At 51.6% G+C, this 18,355-nt stretch carries 13 protein-coding genes, 1 other RNA gene and 1 other annotated feature; of the genes, 2 read left to right on the top strand and 12 right to left on the bottom strand.

What is annotated here, in order from left to right; translation table 11 throughout:
• On the bottom strand, positions 1–417 hold the full coding sequence (gene cymR / locus AUC31_RS05735) for a cysteine metabolism transcriptional regulator CymR (protein ID WP_058380971.1): 417 nt from the start codon (positions 415–417) through the stop codon (positions 1–3).
• A gap of 137 nt (positions 418–554) precedes the next feature.
• Here cymR and AUC31_RS05730 point away from each other — a divergent pair, with 137 nt between their 5' ends.
• Positions 555–1,838 (top strand): replication-associated recombination protein A, encoded by a 1,284-nt coding sequence (locus AUC31_RS05730; protein ID WP_058380972.1) that lies wholly within the window; start codon positions 555–557, stop codon positions 1,836–1,838.
• Between the two features lie 52 nt (positions 1,839–1,890).
• Here AUC31_RS05730 and AUC31_RS05725 read toward each other — a convergent pair whose 3' ends face one another.
• From AUC31_RS05725 to hisS, 4 genes are all read right to left on the bottom strand, one after another.
• Positions 1,891–2,652, bottom strand: a complete 762-nt coding sequence (locus AUC31_RS05725) for a tRNA threonylcarbamoyladenosine dehydratase (RefSeq protein ID WP_058380973.1) — start codon at positions 2,650–2,652, stop codon at positions 1,891–1,893.
• A gap of 105 nt (positions 2,653–2,757) precedes the next feature.
• Positions 2,758–2,941: non-coding RNA, 6S RNA (gene ssrS / locus AUC31_RS05720), on the bottom strand.
• 44 nt (positions 2,942–2,985) lie between these two features.
• Positions 2,986–4,770, bottom strand: a complete 1,785-nt coding sequence (aspS, locus tag AUC31_RS05715) for an aspartate--tRNA ligase (protein WP_058380974.1) — start codon at positions 4,768–4,770, stop codon at positions 2,986–2,988.
• A 2-nt stretch (positions 4,771–4,772) separates the two neighbouring features.
• Positions 4,773–6,056 carry a histidine--tRNA ligase gene (hisS, locus tag AUC31_RS05710; RefSeq protein WP_058380975.1) on the bottom strand — a complete coding sequence of 428 codons (1,284 nt, stop codon included), beginning with the start codon at positions 6,054–6,056 and terminating at the stop codon, positions 4,773–4,775.
• Between the two features lie 47 nt (positions 6,057–6,103).
• Positions 6,104–6,344: a binding site (T-box leader), on the bottom strand.
• 117 nt (positions 6,345–6,461) lie between these two features.
• On the opposite strand from hisS, the gene AUC31_RS05705 reads away from it, so the two are divergent.
• Positions 6,462–8,030, top strand: a complete 1,569-nt coding sequence (locus tag AUC31_RS05705) for an N-acetylmuramoyl-L-alanine amidase family protein (RefSeq protein WP_058380976.1) — start codon at positions 6,462–6,464, stop codon at positions 8,028–8,030.
• A 146-nt stretch (positions 8,031–8,176) separates the two neighbouring features.
• Here AUC31_RS05705 and dtd read toward each other — a convergent pair whose 3' ends face one another.
• From dtd to secDF, 7 genes are all read right to left on the bottom strand, one after another.
• Complete coding sequence (gene dtd / locus AUC31_RS05700; protein WP_058380977.1) at positions 8,177–8,629, bottom strand: D-aminoacyl-tRNA deacylase; 453 nt, start codon at positions 8,627–8,629, stop codon at positions 8,177–8,179.
• Between the two features lie 9 nt (positions 8,630–8,638).
• Positions 8,639–10,831, bottom strand: coding sequence for a RelA/SpoT family protein (locus AUC31_RS05695; protein WP_058380978.1), 2,193 nt, complete (start codon positions 10,829–10,831; stop codon positions 8,639–8,641).
• A gap of 117 nt (positions 10,832–10,948) precedes the next feature.
• Positions 10,949–12,502 (bottom strand): glycosyl hydrolase family 28-related protein, encoded by a 1,554-nt coding sequence (locus AUC31_RS05690; RefSeq protein WP_058380979.1) that lies wholly within the window; start codon positions 12,500–12,502, stop codon positions 10,949–10,951.
• Between the two features lie 89 nt (positions 12,503–12,591).
• Positions 12,592–13,104 (bottom strand): adenine phosphoribosyltransferase, encoded by a 513-nt coding sequence (locus AUC31_RS05685; RefSeq protein ID WP_058380980.1) that lies wholly within the window; start codon positions 13,102–13,104, stop codon positions 12,592–12,594.
• The gene (gene recJ, locus AUC31_RS05680) at positions 13,095–15,437 is read right to left on the bottom strand and encodes a single-stranded-DNA-specific exonuclease RecJ (RefSeq protein WP_058380981.1); all 2,343 of its coding nucleotides are present in this window, start codon (positions 15,435–15,437) and stop codon (positions 13,095–13,097) included. Before recJ ends, AUC31_RS05685 begins: the two co-directional genes overlap by 10 nt.
• Positions 15,438–15,522: 85 nt before the next feature.
• On the bottom strand, positions 15,523–15,963 hold the full coding sequence (locus AUC31_RS05675) for a LapA family protein (RefSeq protein WP_083509230.1): 441 nt from the start codon (positions 15,961–15,963) through the stop codon (positions 15,523–15,525).
• A gap of 107 nt (positions 15,964–16,070) precedes the next feature.
• On the bottom strand, positions 16,071–18,347 hold the full coding sequence (gene secDF / locus AUC31_RS05670; protein WP_058380982.1) for a protein translocase subunit SecDF: 2,277 nt from the start codon (positions 18,345–18,347) through the stop codon (positions 16,071–16,073).
• Between the last annotated feature and the right edge of the window lie 8 nt (positions 18,348–18,355).

The following is an 18,355-nucleotide window of genomic DNA, read 5'->3' as shown; positions in this document are numbered from 1 at the left end:
TTATATATAGAACATATAATGTTCGGTGTCGCCTTCTTCTGTCTGTGCCAAATCCTCGATTGTCGTTGTGTCCAAGACGTTCTTCACGGCATCGCGTATGCGTCCCCATAATTCACGCTGTGGCTGCTTTTCGTCTTCGATGCCTTCGACCGGCTGGATCGGCCCCTCGAGCACACGGATGACGTCTCCTGCTGAAATCTCTTTCGGATGGCGTGTCAGCATATAGCCGCCGTATGCGCCGCGTACACTTTTCACGAGCCCCGAATTGCGCAGCGGTGCCACGAGCTGTTCAAGGTAAGCTTCCGACAATTCATTGTCCGCGGCAATCTTGCGCAGTGGAACTGGGCCTGCCCCATATTGTTTTCCTAATGCAATCATAATTGTTAAGCCGTAACGGCCTTTCGTTGATATTTTCATCTAAAACTACTCCTCTGGAACCTAATCGTCAATTCTTCAAATAAGTATAGCATATCTTACTGTACATAGGCTTTCAATGACTTTCAGCGCACGATTCGCTATACTGATGGAATGAATAGACGGAAGGAGTTTTCCTCGTGCAAAATGAACCACTCGCGTTCCGTATGCGTCCGCGGACGATTGACGAAGTCGTCGGCCAAAAAGACGTCATCGGCCCCTCCACTGCATTGTATAAAATGATCAAAAGCGGCCACGTGCCGTCCATGCTCTTATATGGAGACCCCGGCATCGGCAAGACTTCTATCGCCCACGCCATCGCCGGCACGTCCGATTTGCCGTTCATCGCGCTCAATGCGACGACTTCCGGCAAAAAAGATGTCGAATCGGTCGTTCAAGAGGCGCGCATGACCGGAAAAGTATTGCTATTTTTGGATGAAATCCACCGCTTTAATAAATTACAACAAGATGCGCTATTGCCGCACGTCGAATCCGGCTCGATCGTGCTGATCGGCGCGACGACCGAAAATCCGTTCCACGACGTCAATCCAGCAATCCGCTCACGCTGCGGCGAAATCAAGCAGCTCAAGCGGCTGACACAAGACGATATTGTCGAGCTATTGAACAGCGCATTGGCGGATGAAAAGCGCGGGCTCGGCCGCGAAAAAATCCGGATTTCCAAAGAACAAGTCACCCGCATCGCCGAAGGGACGAACGGTGACGCGAGAAAAGCTTTGACGATGCTCGAATCGATCGTCATCGCGTCAGATGAAGAAGACGGCGAATACCTCGTCGATGACGGAATCATCGAGCAGATGATCAAACGCGTCGGCGTATTCGGTGACAAAAAAGGTTCCCACTTCTTCAACCTGTTATCAGCTTTGCAGAAATCCGTACGCGGAAGCGACGTCAATGCGGCGATGTATTACCTCGCCCATTTGCTTGAAAATGGCGACTTGACCGCTGTGACGAGACGCCTGCTCGTCATGGCTTACGAAGACATCGGACTTGCCAATCCGGCGGTCGGCGGCCATGTGCTCGCGGCTTGCCAGGCAGCGGACCGGCTCGGGTTACCGGAAGCGCGCATCCCGCTCGCCCAAGCGGTCGCGGAGATGTGCCTATCGGAAAAATCCAACTCTGCTTACCGCGCCATCGATGCAGCCACCGCCGCCATCAATAAAGGCCAGGTTGGGGACATCCCGCCGCACCTGCGCGATACCCATTATGCAGGCAGCGCCGAACTCGGTCATGGCGGCTATAAATATCCCCATGATACACCGATCGGCTCGTTCGGCGGCTGGGCCGACCAGGACTACTTGCCGAAAGAATTGAAAAAAGCGGAATTCTACAAGCCCGTCGTCGCCGGAGAAGAAAAGAAATTCGCCGGCATCTACGAAAAGCTGAAAGGCTTCCGCAAAAAATAATACACAAAAAAGGCCGGAGAATGTGATCATTCTCCGGCCTTTTTTCTATTGTCTATTGATTGACGCGCTGGATATGGATTGATTTGGTGATCTGGTTGACAACCCAGCTCGCGGCGATCAAGCCGACAGTCGATGGGGTGAACGCGTTGGAAGATGGCGGCATCTGCGCTTTGCGGATCGCTGCGTCTTTTTTGCCAACGGTTTCGACGACATCTTCACGCACCACAATCGGGCTTTCGTCAGAGAAGATGACCGGTACGCCTTTGCGGATGCCCGCTTGCTTGAGTTTCTTGCGGATCATTTTGGCCAACGGATCGGTATGGGTCTTCGAGATGTCCGCAATTTTAAAGCGCGTCGGGTCCGTCTTGTTGGCGGCGCCCATGCTCGAGATGATCGGAATGCGGCGGCTGTAGCATTCTTTGATCAGGTGCACTTTATAGATCAGCGTATCCGAAGCATCGATAACATAGTCGGGTTTGTGGCTGAAAAATTCTTCATAGGTCTCTTCTGTATAGAACATATGAAGCGTTACCACTTCACAGTCCGCGTTGACATCCAGAATGCGCTTTTTCATGACCTCAACTTTGGACTGGCCAACCGTGGAAAGATTCGCCACCAATTGGCGGTTGATGTTGGTGATGTCGACATCGTCTTTATCGACGAGGATGATTTTTCCGACTCCGCTTCTTGCGCAAGCTTCGGCTGCAAATGAACCGACTCCGCCGACTCCGAGAATGGCGACCGTCGAGCCTTTGACCAGGTCCATCCCTTCTTTGCCGATGGCGAGTTCATTTCTTGAGAATTGATGTAACATATTCACACTGCCTTTCAGTTTCAATATTAAATAGGGATACTAGGGATTATACACATAGAAAATCCCTCCGGCAAATGCCGGAGGGATTTGGATTGCTTATGTAGGAAGAATCCCGATCGTGCCGTCCTTTGTGTTGCGCATCGTTTGAACCCGCTTATAGCAGGTGGGTGACCGCATCACCACTTATAACTTCCCGTTAAGGCATGTTAGCCATGGCGATATGTAGGTCTCCCGACGACAAAATGTTGGGTCAAAATCGAATTGCTAAAAACGAACACATCAGGATTCTCTCTACAAGTATAGTAGCATACCCGAAAAAGATGTTCAAGCCTTTTACTCTGAATCTTTTTCACTATTCTGAATAGTTACCGCTAGGCTTAATTCTTCCAATTGGGCCGATGATACTGGACTCGGCGCTTCCGTCAGCATATCGCTTGCGGAAGCGGTCTTTGGAAATGCGATTGTGTCGCGCAAGTTGGTGCGCCCTGCCAATAGCATCACCAAACGGTCAAGTCCGAACGCAATGCCGCCGTGCGGAGGCGTCCCGTACTCGAATGCTTCAAGCAAGAAGCCGAATTGCTCTGTCGCTTCTTCTTTTGAGAAGCCGAGTACTTCAAACATTTTCTCCTGGATGTCGCGTTTGTAAATACGCGCCGATCCCCCGCCGAGTTCGTAGCCATTCAACACTAAGTCATACGCTTGTGCGCGGACGTTTTGCGGTTCCGTCGACAGTTTGTCGAGGTCTTCTTCAAACGGCATCGTGAACGGATGATGTGCTGCGTAATAACGGCCGTCTTTATCGTCGTATTCAAGCAGCGGCCAGTCGGTGATCCATAGGAATTTGAAGACCGATTGGTCGATCAAGTCCAAGTCTTTGCCGAGCTTCATACGCAAGGCACCAAGAGCGTCCGCCACGACCGTTTTCGAGTCGGCGACAAACAATAGCAAGTCTCCTGCTTCCGCTTCAGCTGCTGTGATCATGCTGTCAGCCATCTCGCCTTCGAAGAATTTGGCAATCGGCCCTTTGACGCCGCCTTCTTCCACTTTCAGCCACGCCAAGCCTTTCGCGCCGTATCGCGCAGCGAATTCGCCGAGTGCATCGATGTCTTTACGCGAATAGTTGGCGGCTTGCCCTTTGGCATTGATCAGTTTGACTTGACCGCCAGATTCAACGGCTCCTGTAAAGACTTTAAATGCGGAGTCTTTCACCAGTTCCGAAACATCGGTCAATTCCATGCCAAAGCGGACATCAGGCTTATCTGAACCGAAACGTTCCATGGCATCCTGGTAGCCCATGCGCTCGAATCCTGCATCGATGTCGATGCCTTTGACATCCTTCATTACTTGGATCATCAAGCGTTCGTTCAATTCAATGATGTCTTCCATTGTCTGGAAGCTCATTTCCATATCGATTTGCGTGAATTCCGGCTGGCGGTCAGCGCGCAAATCTTCATCGCGGAAACAGCGTGCGATTTGATAATATTTGTCTACTCCTGAAACCATCAGCATTTGCTTGAACAATTGCGGTGATTGCGGCAAGGCATAGAATTCGCCGTCGTGGACGCGGCTTGGCACCAAATAGTCGCGTGCGCCTTCCGGAGTGGATTTTGTCAAAATCGGTGTTTCCACATCCAAGAATCCTTCACTGTCGAGGAAATTGCGGATCGTTTTCGTAACGTCCGAACGCATTTTCAAGGTTTCGAACATCGCGGGACGGCGCAAGTCCAAATAACGGTATTTCAAACGCAGGTCTTCGCTGACATCCGTTTGGTCTTCGATCGCAAATGGCGGATTTTTCGCGGCATTGATAATTTCCACATTATCCACCTGCACTTCGATTTTACCGGTTTTCATCGCTGCGTTCACTTGGCCTTCCGCCCGTTCGACAACCAACCCGTCGATATGGACGACGAATTCATTGCGCAATGATTCGCCGATTTTTGAAGCTGTTTCCGAAATTTCCGGGTTGAAGACCACTTGGACGATTCCTGAACGGTCGCGCACATCGACGAAAATCAATCCGCCGAGGTCGCGGCGTTTGCGGACCCACCCTTTCAATGATACGCGCTGACCGATTGCCGTTTCGTTCACTTCTCCACAATAATGTGTTCTCGACATATTTATTCCTCCAATGATTTCTTTTTCTGGATGCTTTCAGCCAATTCGCCGAATGGCACTTCCTGCTGGTCACGCGTCGCCATTTCTTTGACGGCCGCTTTGCCGCTCTCGAGCTCCGATTCACCGATAACGATGACAAAACGTGCTTTTTTGCGGTCGGCAGATTTCATCTGCGCTTTCATCTTGCGGTCAGTGAAATCCATATCCGCCGAGATGCCATTTGCGCGCAAGTCGCGGACAATCGACACGGCTTTCTTTTTCGATGCCGCATCCATTGCGATGACGTATGCATCAAGCGATTGGTCTTGCCCGATTTCCACTTTTTCCATTTCCAGTGCGAGCAGCAAGCGTTCGATGCTCATCGCAAAGCCGATTCCCGGCGATTCCGGGCCGCCGAGGTCTTCGACTAGCCCGTTGTAGCGGCCGCCGCCTGCAAGCGTCGTGATCGCCCCAAAGCCTTCTGCCTCGCTCATGATTTCAAAAGCGGTGTGGTTATAATAATCAAGCCCTCTCACCAGGTTCGGATCGACGACATAGCTGATGCCGAGTTCGTCCAAATAATCCTTGACCTGAGTGAAATAAGCGGCCGATTCTTCATTCAAATAATCAGCAAGAGAAGGAGCCGTCGCCATCAATGGATGCTCTCGGTCCACTTTGCAATCGAGAATGCGCAGCGGGTTCTTCTCCAGGCGATTTTGGCAATCGCCGCAAAATTCATCGATCGACGGTGCGAAATGTTCAATCAACGCTTGCTTATGCGCCAAGCGGCTCTCGGTATCGCCAAGTGAATTTAAAACGAGCCGCAAACTTTTCAGCCCGCTCGATTTATAGACGTCCATGGCGAGCGCGATGACTTCCGCATCGATCGCAGGATCTTTTGAGCCGATCGCTTCCACGCCGAACTGCACGAACTGGCGCATGCGCCCCGCTTGCGGACGTTCATAGCGGAACATCGGGCCTGTATAATACAGTTTCACCGGCTGGTCAGGTTGGCCGAAGAGTTTGTGTTCGACATACGAACGCACGACGGATGCGGTTCCTTCCGGGCGCAACGTCAAGGAACGGTCTCCACGGTCCTGGAATGTATACATTTCCTTTTGGACGATATCGGTCGTGTCGCCGACGCCGCGCTGGAACAATTCTGTGTGTTCGAAAACCGGCGTGCGGATTTCCTTGTACTGATACAGGTTGCATAATTCATTGATCGTCCGTTCGATTTCCTGCCATTTGGCAGATTCTTGCGGCAGCACGTCGTATGTGCCGCGCGGTGCTTGGATATTGCCCATTGTCATCTCTCCTTTTCCATACAAAAAAGCCCCCGCCCCTTGCTTGCGCAAGGGACGAGAGCTAAAAATTAGCTTCCGCGGTTCCACCCTAGTTGACGCAAGTTTCTGCGCCCTCTCTGTCCGGATAACGGCCGGAACCGTCTTAGCCTAATAAGCGCATTGCGCCGTTCAGTAAAGAACCTCAGGAGTGTTGTTCATTGCAGTTCTCTGCAGGAAAGCTTTCAGCCCAGGGCTTTCCCTCTCTTTTCAGTCGATGCCAGCAATTACTTTCTCCGTCTTCAGCAAAATTATATAAGTAGAATAAATCAATCTTAATCAGCTGAAGAAATCTTGTCAAGCTTTTGCATACATTGCCTGATTTTTTTGATATTATGATGGAGATGAACTTATTTTAGGAGGGCCGCTATGCAACGACGATTATTACTCACCTTGCTGGTTTTCATTTTGGCCTTATCTGGCACAATCCCATTAGCCGTTTCGAATTCTGCCCACGCAGATAACGGCGAGGTGTCCGCGACCGGCTCAACGGTCAATATCCGGACCGGGCCGGGTTTGAGTTATGAAGTGATCGGCTCGATGAAACAAGGCGACAAAGCACAACAGGTTTCACGCAGCGGCGATTGGATCGAGATCCGCCACGGCAATACAGAAGGCTGGGTCGCTTCCTGGCTCGTGAGCACAGAACAAGCGCAAGAGACAGCAGCCCAAACCGCCGTATCGTCCGTCGACAGCTTGAACATCCGCGCGCAGGCAGAGTTATCTTCCGCAGTGCTGTCGAAAATGAATGCCGGTGAACAAGCACAAGTCATCGCGAGCCACGGCGAATGGACAGAAGTACAATTCCGCAATGTCCGCGGCTTCGTCTCGACACAGTACATAAGCTTAACGGAGCAACAAGTTTCGTCACTGGAAGACTCGCCTTCCGAAGAACAGGCAGAAACGACTCAAGCTCTTGAAAAATTGTCTTCATTCCGCATCGCGGTCGACGCACTGAATGTCCGTGCCGAACCGAGTTTAAACGCGGAAATCCAGGCCTCCGTTAAAGAAGGCCAAGTATTCAACGTAAAAGGAATGGACGGCAATTGGGTCCAACTTGAACTTGCAGAAGGTGAAACCGGCTGGGTCTACGCCTTCTACGGCGAATTGTCCGACCAGCCGGCACAACAAGCGAGCTCTATCGATGAACAAGTGACCGTCCTTACCGATGGCACGAATCTGCGCGCACAAGCGAACACCTCATCAGAAGTGGTCACGCGGGCGGATGCCGGCATGCAGCTATCAGTCGAAGGCAAAGAAGGCCAATGGTATTTAGTGGCGCTTGAAGACGGCCGCCAAGCTTATATTGCCGACTGGGTCGTGCGCACAGGAACGTCCGCTGAACCGGCTGAGGCCGAAAAAGAACAACCGGCCAGAAAAGCCGGCACATTGAACGGCTTGACGATCGTCTTGGACCCGGGCCATGGGGGCAATGATGGCGGCACGGTCGGCGTCCGGAAAACGAATGAAAAAGACCTGACTTTGAAAACAGCTGAAATCTTGTCCCATCACCTGCGCTCAGCAGGGGCGGAAGTCGTCATGACAAGACAATCAGATGTTTACGTCGATCTTCGCCACCGTGTTTCCGAAAGCCATCAAGTGGCAGCGGATGCCTTCATCAGCATCCACTACGATGCTACGGAAGACAGCAGCGTTTCCGGCTTCACTTCGTATTACCAGCATCCATACCAGCAAAAATTGGCCGAGCACATCAACGGTGGGTTGGCTGGGAAATTGACGCTCGATGACCGCGGCGCGAGAAAAGGCAATTACCTCGTCTTGCGGGACAACCGCCAAGCTGCGGTGCTCGTCGAACTTGGCTTCCTCAGCAACTTCAACGAAGAACGCATCGTCTCCAGCGACCAATTCCGCGAGCAAGCAGCACTTGGCCTTTACAATGGCATCATCAGCTATTTCGATTCTGAATTAAGCGAATAAAATCGAATGCCCCGCTTCTCAAAAGAGAAGCGGGGCATTTTTTGTTAACAGCGGATTTTAACTAGAAATTAAAAGCTTCAACGAACCATTTCCATGCGCTTTATCCATCAAAAAAGAGGCAAGCGCATGCTTACCTCCTTTTCTCGTTATTTCTTAGCCCCATCCGAATCGACGATGATGGTAACCGGCCCGTCGTTGACGAGCTGGACATCCATCATTGCGCCGAATACACCGGTTTCGACCTGGAGGCCATGGCTTGTCAATTCCTCGTTGAATTTCAGCCATAACGGTTCCGCTTGTTCGGGGCGCGCCGCTTCGACAAAGCTCGGGCGCCGCCCTTTTTTCACGTCTCCGTACAAGGTGAACTGGGAAATCGACAGCACGCTGCCCCCGGCTTCCTCGATCGAGCGGTTCATCTTGCCGTCTTCGTCTTCGAACAGGCGAAGTCCTGCAATTTTCTTGGCGGCGTATATTGCATCCGCTTCACTATCGCTATGGGTAATGCCGACCAATAAAACATAGCCGGAATCGATTGCCCCGGTAATTTGCCCGTCAACGGTGACGGACGCTTTTTTTGAACGCTGCAATACGACTTTCATGGCTCCTCCTTAGTTCGTCACGCGTGTAACCGAATAAACGTCCGGAATTTGCTTGATACGTTCCACGACACGGTTCAGGTGGGAGATATGTGGAATCATGATCGACAAATTGATCGTCGCGATCTTGTCTTTGTCGGCACGTCCGCTGACGGCGGTAATCGTCGTCTTCGTCTCGCTGACCATGTGCATCACTTCATTGATCAAGCCGGTGCGGTCGTATGCCTGCACTTCGATATCGATTTGATACGATTTGTTTTCAGGCGATCCCGCATTTTCCCATTCGACCGGGATCAGCCGGTCGGATTCATCTGCGTGGATATTCGGGCAATCTGCGCGGTGGACCGAAACCCCTCGGCCTTTGGTGATAAAACCAAGGATGGCATCGCCCGGCACCGGGTTGCAGCATTTCGATAAACGAATCATCATATTGTCGATGCCGCGCACGATGACGCCGGATTCCGTCTGTTTTTTCGGCTGGTTGGATTTCATTTCCACGGTGATTTTTTCGATGGCTTCTTCTTGCTCGCGCTTTTTGCGCTGGCGCTCCGCCAAACGGTTGACGACTTGCTGGGCGGTGATGCCGTTGAACCCGACAGCCGCATACATATCATCTTCACTGGCGAAATTGTATTTCTCGATGACGCGTTTAATGTTCTCCGCAGTCAGCACTTCTTTTTGGGTGAATTCCTGTGCTTTGATCTCTTTTTCAACGAGGTCGCGCCCTTTATGGACATTATCCTCACGCACTTGCTTTTTAAAGAATTGCTTGATCTTGTTTTTCGCCTGCGTCGATTTGGCGATATTCAGCCAATCGCGGCTCGGGCCGACCGATTGCTTGGACGTCAAGATTTCGACGATGTCCCCGGTATGCAGCTCGTGATCAAGCGGCACCATTTTGCCGTTGACTTTGGCGCCAATCGTCTTATTGCCTATTTCGCTATGGACGCGGTAGGCAAAATCGATCGGGCAAGAGCCGTCTGGCATTTCGATAACGTCGCCTTTTGGCGAGAACACGTAGACCATATCCGAAAACAAGTCGAACTTCAGCGATTCCATGAATTCTTCTGCATTGTCGGATTCGTTCTGGAAATCAAGGATTTCGCGGAACCACGACAGGCGGGAATCCACGGAGCTGAGCGGCTTGTCAGAAGTCTTGCCTTCTTTGTAAGCCCAGTGCGCCGCGACCCCGTATTCGGCGATGCGGTGCATTTCTTCGGTGCGGATCTGCACTTCCAAAGGATCGCCCTGCGGCCCGATGACCGTCGTATGGAGCGATTGGTATAAATTCTGTTTCGGCATGGCGATGTAATCCTTGAAGCGCCCCGGCATCGGCTTCCATGTGGAGTGGATGATGCCAAGCACCGCGTAACAGTCTTTGATGCTGTCGACAGTGATGCGCACAGCGAGCAAATCATAGATTTCATTGAATTGCTTGTTTTGCATCGCCATTTTCTTGTAAATGCTGTAAATATGCTTTGGACGGCCGAATAGATCGGCTTCAATGCCGACCTCATCAAGCTGGACGCGGATTTCGCCCATGACGTTATTCAAATAATCTTCCCGCTCCGTGCGTTTTTTCTTCATTAAATTGACGATGCGGTAATATTGCTGGGGATTTAAATAACGGAGAGCCGTGTCTTCGAGCTCCCATTTGATCGTATTGATCCCTAAGCGGTGTGCAATCGGCGCAAAAATCTCCAGCGTCTCATTCGCTTTGATGCGCTGCTTTTCGACCGATTGGTATTTCAAGGTTCTCAAATTATGCAAGCGGTCAGCCAATTTGATGAGGATGACGCGAATATCCTGCGCCATCGCGACAAACATTTTGCGGTGGTTTTCTGCCTGTTGTTCTTCTTTCGACATATACTTGATCTTGCTCAGTTTCGTCACGCCATCGACCAATAATGCGACTTCCTCATCGAATTCGCGGACGATGTCTTCGCGGCTGACGTCTGTATCTTCTACGACGTCATGCAAAAAACCCGCTGCGACTGTGGCCGGATCCATCTGCAATTCTGCGAGGATCCCGGCCACTTGCACCGGATGCACAATATACGGTTCGCCGGATTTCCGGAATTGGCCATCATGGGCTTCATAGGCAAGCTGGTACGCCTTCTTAATCGTTTCTACGTGCTCTGCATTCATATAGGACGCAACCATTTCGAATACATCTTCAACTGTTCTCACTTGATCTTTCGCCATAATTGCCCACCTTGCTTTATTTATTTCCAGAAGAGTATTTCTTTATTATAGATAACTTTCCGCTAAAAAGTAAAGCTTTTGCGTGTTTTCATCTATCTTCCAGAAATACCCCAGGGGCTACAGGCGGTCTGCTTTCTGTTTGCGGATGCCGTCGACCATGATCCATTTGCTGTCGTCGCCCACTGCGACGGTCTTGTTCGATGAGTCGACGCTCATGATGTTTTTGACGCGGACGTTGCGCGCGCTCTGCTGGCCGCCCATGATCGAGATGTCCGACCCCGCTGTGCGGAATCCGCGCACGACGCCATTTGACAGTGAAATGTGCTCGGCACGGTATTGTACGGCGGAAGCGGGCCGTCCTTTGTAATCATAGAGCGGGTCCCCTTCGAACAGGAAGCGGTTAATCGCAACGTTGCGGTAACCGGAAATGACCAGCGAGCGTGGAGACGAATCTTTATAAAGCCGCGTTTCCACAGGCGCCAATGAAACAAGCCGCTGCGCCTTGATATTATAGGCCGACAAGGATTCGGGATCTTCCCGCAGGTGATGGCCGATATGGCGAAAGTTAAATGAGCGGTTGTCATTGACCGACAAATGGCCGGAAATGAAAACGCCGGACGCTGCCGACGAGTTGGCGTGCGCTTTGATTTCGATGCCCCCGAAGCAGCGAGAGGTCGAATTATTGAACAGCCAGACGTGCCTCGAGCCGTCATCGATTTCAATGCCATTGGAATTGGAGTAGCCTTTTTTATGCGCTCTTCCGCTCGGATCGGAGAAATGGCAGTTCGAGACAAAAACATAATCGCTGTGATGGGTCGTTAAGCCGTCGTCCCCGAAACCGAAGCCGTTCACTTTATCCACCCAGATGTATTTGCTGCCGCCCCGCCCGCGCATGCCGTCGCCCGCGTAATTATAAAGCGGCGATGTGATGTCGACGCAATGCAGTCCGGGATTAATCGCTTCGACATCCCGCACCCAGCCGTACGTGACGCCGGCAAAAGTAACGCAACTCGAATAATTGCCCCAGGCATTGGTGCGTTCGGTCTGGCCGAGGCGTTCCACGTTCCAGTCGAGACTTAAGCTTTCGATCGAGATATTGCGGTTGCCGGTGACGTAATTGGAGTTCGTCAATAAACGCGAACGCTTCGGTGCTTTCGGATGCAGCTTGATGACGGAGGCGGTCTTGCCCGCTCCGACGATCCGGCTCCATGACGGAACGCGTATGCCTTTGACGATGTAGACGCCAGGCGGAACCGTCACTTCCACGCGGCCGTTGCCGATCGCTTTTTTGAACGCTTCGGTGCAATCGGTGATGCCATCGCCCACTGCGCCGTAATCGCGTATGTTGACGCGCCGGTTGATCGTCGAATCGAGCTTTTTGTATTCACGGTCCAGTTTGCCTTTCCATTCCGGAAATAGGTCCTGGCCGAAGACGATAGTGCCATAGCCGTTATCATCCGCCACTTCATACTCATCGGCAAATATGGACCAGAGCTTCTCGAAAAAATGGACTGGCCGTTTGATCCGTACGCGGGGAAGATCTTTCTTGATGTCATTGAACAGCGCTTCGGTCTCCCTGGTAGTTTGTTCTAGAGGAGTCGCATCGTTTAGCAGCTGCCCGATCAATTCATTGTTTTGCACAGGGTCATACCGTCTGTCCAATTCGATCATGGAAATCACCTCTCTCGCTAGTTTCTTTCTCTACCATACCCTACCGTCAGAAAAAAAATCACCTTGCCCAAAAAGGCAAAGTGATTTTCTTAATATTGCATCAAAGTTGTGACATCGTAGCCGTCGAGGTTCTTGCGGCCATCCAGATAAGTCAATTCGATTAAAAATGCGCAGCCGACAACAACGCCGCCAAGCTGTTCGACCAGGTTGATCGTTGCGTTGATCGTTCCGCCGGTAGCCAAAAGATCGTCCGTGATCAAGACGCGCTGCCCCGGTTTGATGGCGTCTTTATGCATCGTCAATACGTCTGTCCCGTACTCGAGGCCATATTGTGCGCGAATCACTTCACGCGGCAATTTGCCTTCTTTGCGGACTGGCGCAAAGCCGATTCCAAGAGCGTAAGCAACTGGACAGCCAATGATGAAGCCGCGAGCTTCCGGCCCGACGATAAGTTCTGCATCGACCGTCTTCGCGTATGCGACGATTTGGTCCGTTGCGTATTTATAGGCTTCGCCGCTGTCCATCAAAGATGTAATGTCCTTGAATTTGATTCCTGGCTTCGGCCAATCTTCTACGATGGTTATATATTGCTTTAAATCCATAATTCTTCCTCCTTGGCTGACACTTGGGCGTCAAACCAGTCTTTTAGATCCCGATAGGATGCATACAAGAGCTTTTGTTCCAATGCAATCTGCCGCTCGCGCTTTTTGTAAGCCGGCGCTTCTGAAAGATCGCGTTTTCCCGGAGCCTGTGCAATCTCGGTAATTCCATTGTTAAGTGTAACAAAACCGAGTTCAAAAAACACCTGAAGCATGAAAAATAATGTTTCCCGGCTCCAGCCTTTATGTTTGGCGAGCTCTTCGCCGTTCTTTTTGAAATCGAAGGTGCCGCGCTTCTTGACGAAACCGAACAGCCATTTGAATTGGTCGCGGTCCGGGATGCGCTCGAAATACTGGGATTCCTGCGCATAGAAATGGGCATAGACACGCTTTGGACGCAGTTGTTTGAGAACGGCCGACAATTGTTCTTCTGAATCCGGCAGATCCAGCAGCACAAGATGGTCTTTCCCAGAATCCGATTCAGCAAGGGCTTGTGCAGCAACGATCGGCCCTTCTAACAGCGAACTGAATACCGCTTCCGTCTCTTTCTGGAAAGCGACGAACACCTGGTTTTGTTTCGGGATGAGCTTCGACCAGCGGCTGACTTGACGGATTCCGCGGATATCGAATAACTGCCATTCGTCCGTGCGGATATCCTCTACCAATAGCTGCGGTTTTTTGCGGCCGTTCCATTCGTTGATCTGCAGGTCGCCGATGACATCGATTTTCACATCGGGCGTCAGTTCATCGCCGAGTTCCCCGATGCCGAAGCCGACTGCATCCAAGGTGGAGCCATTTTGTGCCAGCTCCATCTTCAGATGCGCTTGGCTGGCGCCGATTTTGCGGATGCCCGCCACTTTCACGCCATTCAAATAAAACTTCGGCTTGGCAAAGCCCATGCCAAACGGCGCTAAGCGGCGCATGCCTTCAATCGTATCCGTATCCACTTCATCGAGCGTTACGGGAATATCAATCGACACGACCGGCACCAAATCTTCTGCAGTTAATGATGCTTTCGCTTGTTCGTTCAAACGTTCGCGCAACTCATCGACGTCTCCCGCAGCAAGCGTCATGCCTGCTGCCATCGGGTGGCCGCCGAAATGCGGCAGGATGTCGCGGTTTTTGGCGAGTTCGTTGTATAGATGGAAGCCTTCGATGCTGCGCGCCGACCCCTTCGCTTTGCCGTTTGCCAAGTCGAGCGACAGCACAATCGACGGACGATAGAATTTTTCGGTCAATTTCGATGCGACGATGCCGACAACACCGGGATTCCACCCTTCTTGTGAAACGACGATGACGTGCGGCAGCTGTTCCCCGTAGCGCGCTTCCACTTGCTCGATCGCTTGCTCGGAGATTGCTTTGACGATCGCCTGGCGTTCTTTATTCAAAACGTCCAAACCGTCCGCAAGTGATCTCGCTTCCGATGGATCGTCAGTCATGAACATCCGCACAGCCGGGTCTGCTGATTGCAGACGGCCAATCGCATTGATGCGCGGGCCGAACATGAAGCCGATCGTCTCTTCTGTGATATCGCGCTGCTTAACGCCTGCAACATCCGCGAGCGCCACAATCGCGGGCATCGGTGAATCCTGCAAGGCGCGCAAGCCTTCTTTGACGAGCACGCGGTTCTCGCCGTGCAATGGCACCAAGTCGGCAATCGTTCCGATCGCAACAAGTTCTGTCAAATGGTCCGGAATGTCTCCGTAGAGCGCTTGCGCCATTTTGAACGCGACGCCGACACCGGCCAGTTCGCCGAACGGGTACTGGCCTTCCGGATGCCGTGGATGAATGACCGCGAGTGCGTCGGGGAGTTCATCGCCGATGTCGTGGTGGTCGCTGATGATGACGTCCATCCCGAGTTCGTTCGCCAAGCGCACCGGCTCGATTCCTGACACGCCGTTATCGACCGTGACAATTAAGTTGATGCCTTCTGCATGGGCTTCCTTGAACAGCTCTGCATTCGGGCCGTAGCCATGGTCGAAGCGGTTTGGGATCTTGAAGGATACATCTGCCCCCAAATCCTGCAGAACCGTCATCATGACCGTCGTGCTCGTCACTCCGTCTGCGTCGTAATCGCCGTAGACGAGAATCTTCTCTTCCGCTTCAATCGCCTGTTGGATACGCGCCACTGCGACGTCCATATCCTTCATCAGAAACGGATTATGTATGCCGGATAATTCGACATCCAGAAATTCCTGCGCTTTTTCCACTGTGTCAATGCCGCGCGTGACAAGGATCTTCGCCAGCACAGACGACAAGGATAGCGCTTCTTGCAAGTTCTGGACGGCTTGTTCATCCGGGCTTGTCAATTGCCATCTTTTTTTCGATTCAATCATTGGATCTCACTTCCTCACCCGTACATTATACAACATCAGCGGGCAGACAAAAACCTTTCGGCTAAGCGCCGAAAGGTTCATTTTTTTACAATCCGTCGCGGCGCGTGTCCGGACGGCGGTCTTCTGTATCGTTGACGCCGAACTCGTCGCGTTTTGGCTGCGACCGGAGCGAATCGTCGGCATCGTACGTCCGTTCTTCCCCGGTGACGACCATTGCATCAGGCGTGACGCCTGCGCGTTGGTACTCTGCGATTTCGTTCTGCTGCGTGGCGATAAGCGATTCCTTGACTGCCACTTCTTTCTGGAGCGTTTTCACTTTGCGCTTCAATTGGTACGTGCGTGTCATGGCGAGAATGCTCGACAACAGGAAGCCGAGTAACGCGGACACGAGAATGACCAGGATCAATGGCCATTGTGATTCGCCGAACACATAATTGACCGGCACATTATCGACATTAAATACTGCAAATACCGCGATGATGATAGCAAAAACTAGACCAAGCAATAAGAGCCATTGCAATTTCATGTGAACCATCCCTTCTTTTTTCAAACTGTGTACACCTTTCCGCTTTTTGCACAAAAAAAGGGACAAGGTATCAATACTCTATACCCTGTCCCTTTATCCTATTAAACTTAAACGACCGGTTCGTCAGAGCCCCATTTGGACTCTTGTTCTTTCTTCTCGATATCGATCGGGCCTTTCTTTTTCAACTCGCCTTTTTTCATGACGAGCCATAGTTGAGCAGCGATAAAGATCGATGAGTACGTCCCTGCGACCAAGCCGATCAACAAAGCGATCGAGAAATTCGTGATCGAAGCAGCGCCAAAGATCAGAAGCGCAAGCACAACGAGGAATACCGTCATGACGGTATTGACCGAACGCGTCAAGGTCTGGCGCAGTGAAGTATTGACGATTTTCTCCAATTGCTCCACCGTTTCCACCTTTTTGACGCGGCGCATGTTCTCGCGGATCCGGTCAAAGGTTACGATTGTGTCGTTGATCGAATATCCGATGATCGTCAGCACGGCAGCGATGAACGTAATGTCCACTTCAAGCCGCAGTAAACTGAATGCCGCGACGATGAAGAACGCATCGTGCAGAAGCGCGACGACCGAGGCCACACCCATGCGCCATTCAAAGCGGAATGCCACATAGATGATAATGCCGACTGCCGCAATGGCAAGCGCGTACAAGGCATTTTGTGCCAGTTCAATGCCGACAGTCGGCGATACGGTCGAGACGTTCGGCTCGATGCCGTATTCGTCTATTGCCGCAGATTTCAATTCGTCAATTTCCGTTTGGCTGAATTCTTCGCTGTATCGAACGACGCCGATTGAAGAACCTTCCCCTGCCATGACGATGTCGTCAGACGGGTAGCCTGCACTTTCCACGAAGCTCTCCACTTCATCTTTTGTCAATGAAGATTCAGAAGTGACTTCGACGCGTGTACCGCTGGAGAAATCGATTCCTAAGTTCAATTGGAAAATCGACAGCACGACCATGCCTGCTAAAATGAGCGCAAGCGAGGCAGCGAAGAATTTGCGGCGGTTGCCGGCAAAATCAAAGCGGTCGTAAGGCGTCGTCAAATCCGTGATGTGAAGATTTTCTTCTTTTGAGTGAATCTTGTTTTTCGATAAGCCGAACCATCCCGGTTTATCATCCAGGAATCCGCTCCATACCCACAAACCAAGCAGAAGACGAGAACCCCATACAGCAGTCAGGAAGCTGGCAAGAATGGAAATAATCAGCATCGTCGCAAAACCTTTAACGGAGCTTGTGCCGAAATAGAACAAGACGGCGGCAGCTAAAAGTGTCGTGATATTCGCGTCGATGATCGCAGAAAATGAAGATCTTGCGCCTGTACGAAACGCATCCCGAACGGATTCGCCTGTCCGCAATTCTTCGCGTATGCGCTCATAGGTGATGATATTGGCATCGACTGCCATCCCGACACCGAGCATGATAGCTGCGATACCTGGCAAGGTCAGCACCCCGCCAATCCACTGGAAGATCACAAGGATCAAATAGACGTAAGCGGATAGCGTGACGACTGCGATCGCGCCTGGGAAACGGTAGAACAACAGCATGAAGATGAGAACTGCCGCGATGCCGATTCCAGCAGCGAAAGTCGTCTGGTCAAGCGCCTGTTCACCAAATTGCGCCCCGACAGAAGTCGAATACACTTCTTCGAGTTTTACCGGAAGCGCCCCGGCGTTCAAAATACCGGCCAAATTCTGCGTTTCCTCAACTGTAAAGGAACCGGAGATTTCAACGCTTGGTGAATTGATGCGCTGTGATACACGCGGGTCGGAAACGAATTTCGGATCCGCTTCCAGGCGTTCTTCCTGATAGGAATCGACGCCTTCTTCAAAATCGAGCCAGATGACCAAGACATTGTCCGGTGCCGGCTTTTGAGCGATTTCGCCCGTCACTTCAGCGAATTTGCCCGGTTCGTTCAGTTCAAGTGTGACGATTGGCTGGCCTTCCTGGTTGAAAGTAGCCGTCGCACCGCCTTGCGCGAGGTCATTCCCCGATAGCATGACATTATCATCTGCATCGCGGAACGATAAATTCGCTTCTGTTGAAAGCAGCTCACGGGCAGACGATTGGTCTTCAATACCCGCCAATTGAACGCGTATGCGGTTGCCGCTTTCGATTTGGATGCTCGGCTCACTTACGCCGAGCACATCGATGCGGCTTCTCAGCGCATCTGTCGTATCAGAGACGACTTCTTCTGTAATTTCCTGTCCTTCTTCGAGCGGTTCGACTTGATAAAGAACTTCAAATCCGCCCTGCAGATCAAGCCCGAGATTGATGTCTTTGGCGATCGGCAGGCTGGTCGTGCCAATCAGGCCAATGAGCATGAATACCAGCAGGAAAAAGGCGATGATGCGAGATCTTGCTTTCATATGTATAG

The sequence above is a fragment of the Planococcus rifietoensis genome (genome assembly GCF_001465795.2).
GTDB lineage: Bacteria > Bacillota > Bacilli > Bacillales_A > Planococcaceae > Planococcus > Planococcus rifietoensis.
This window is presented reverse-complemented; position numbering and strand designations above follow the sequence as displayed.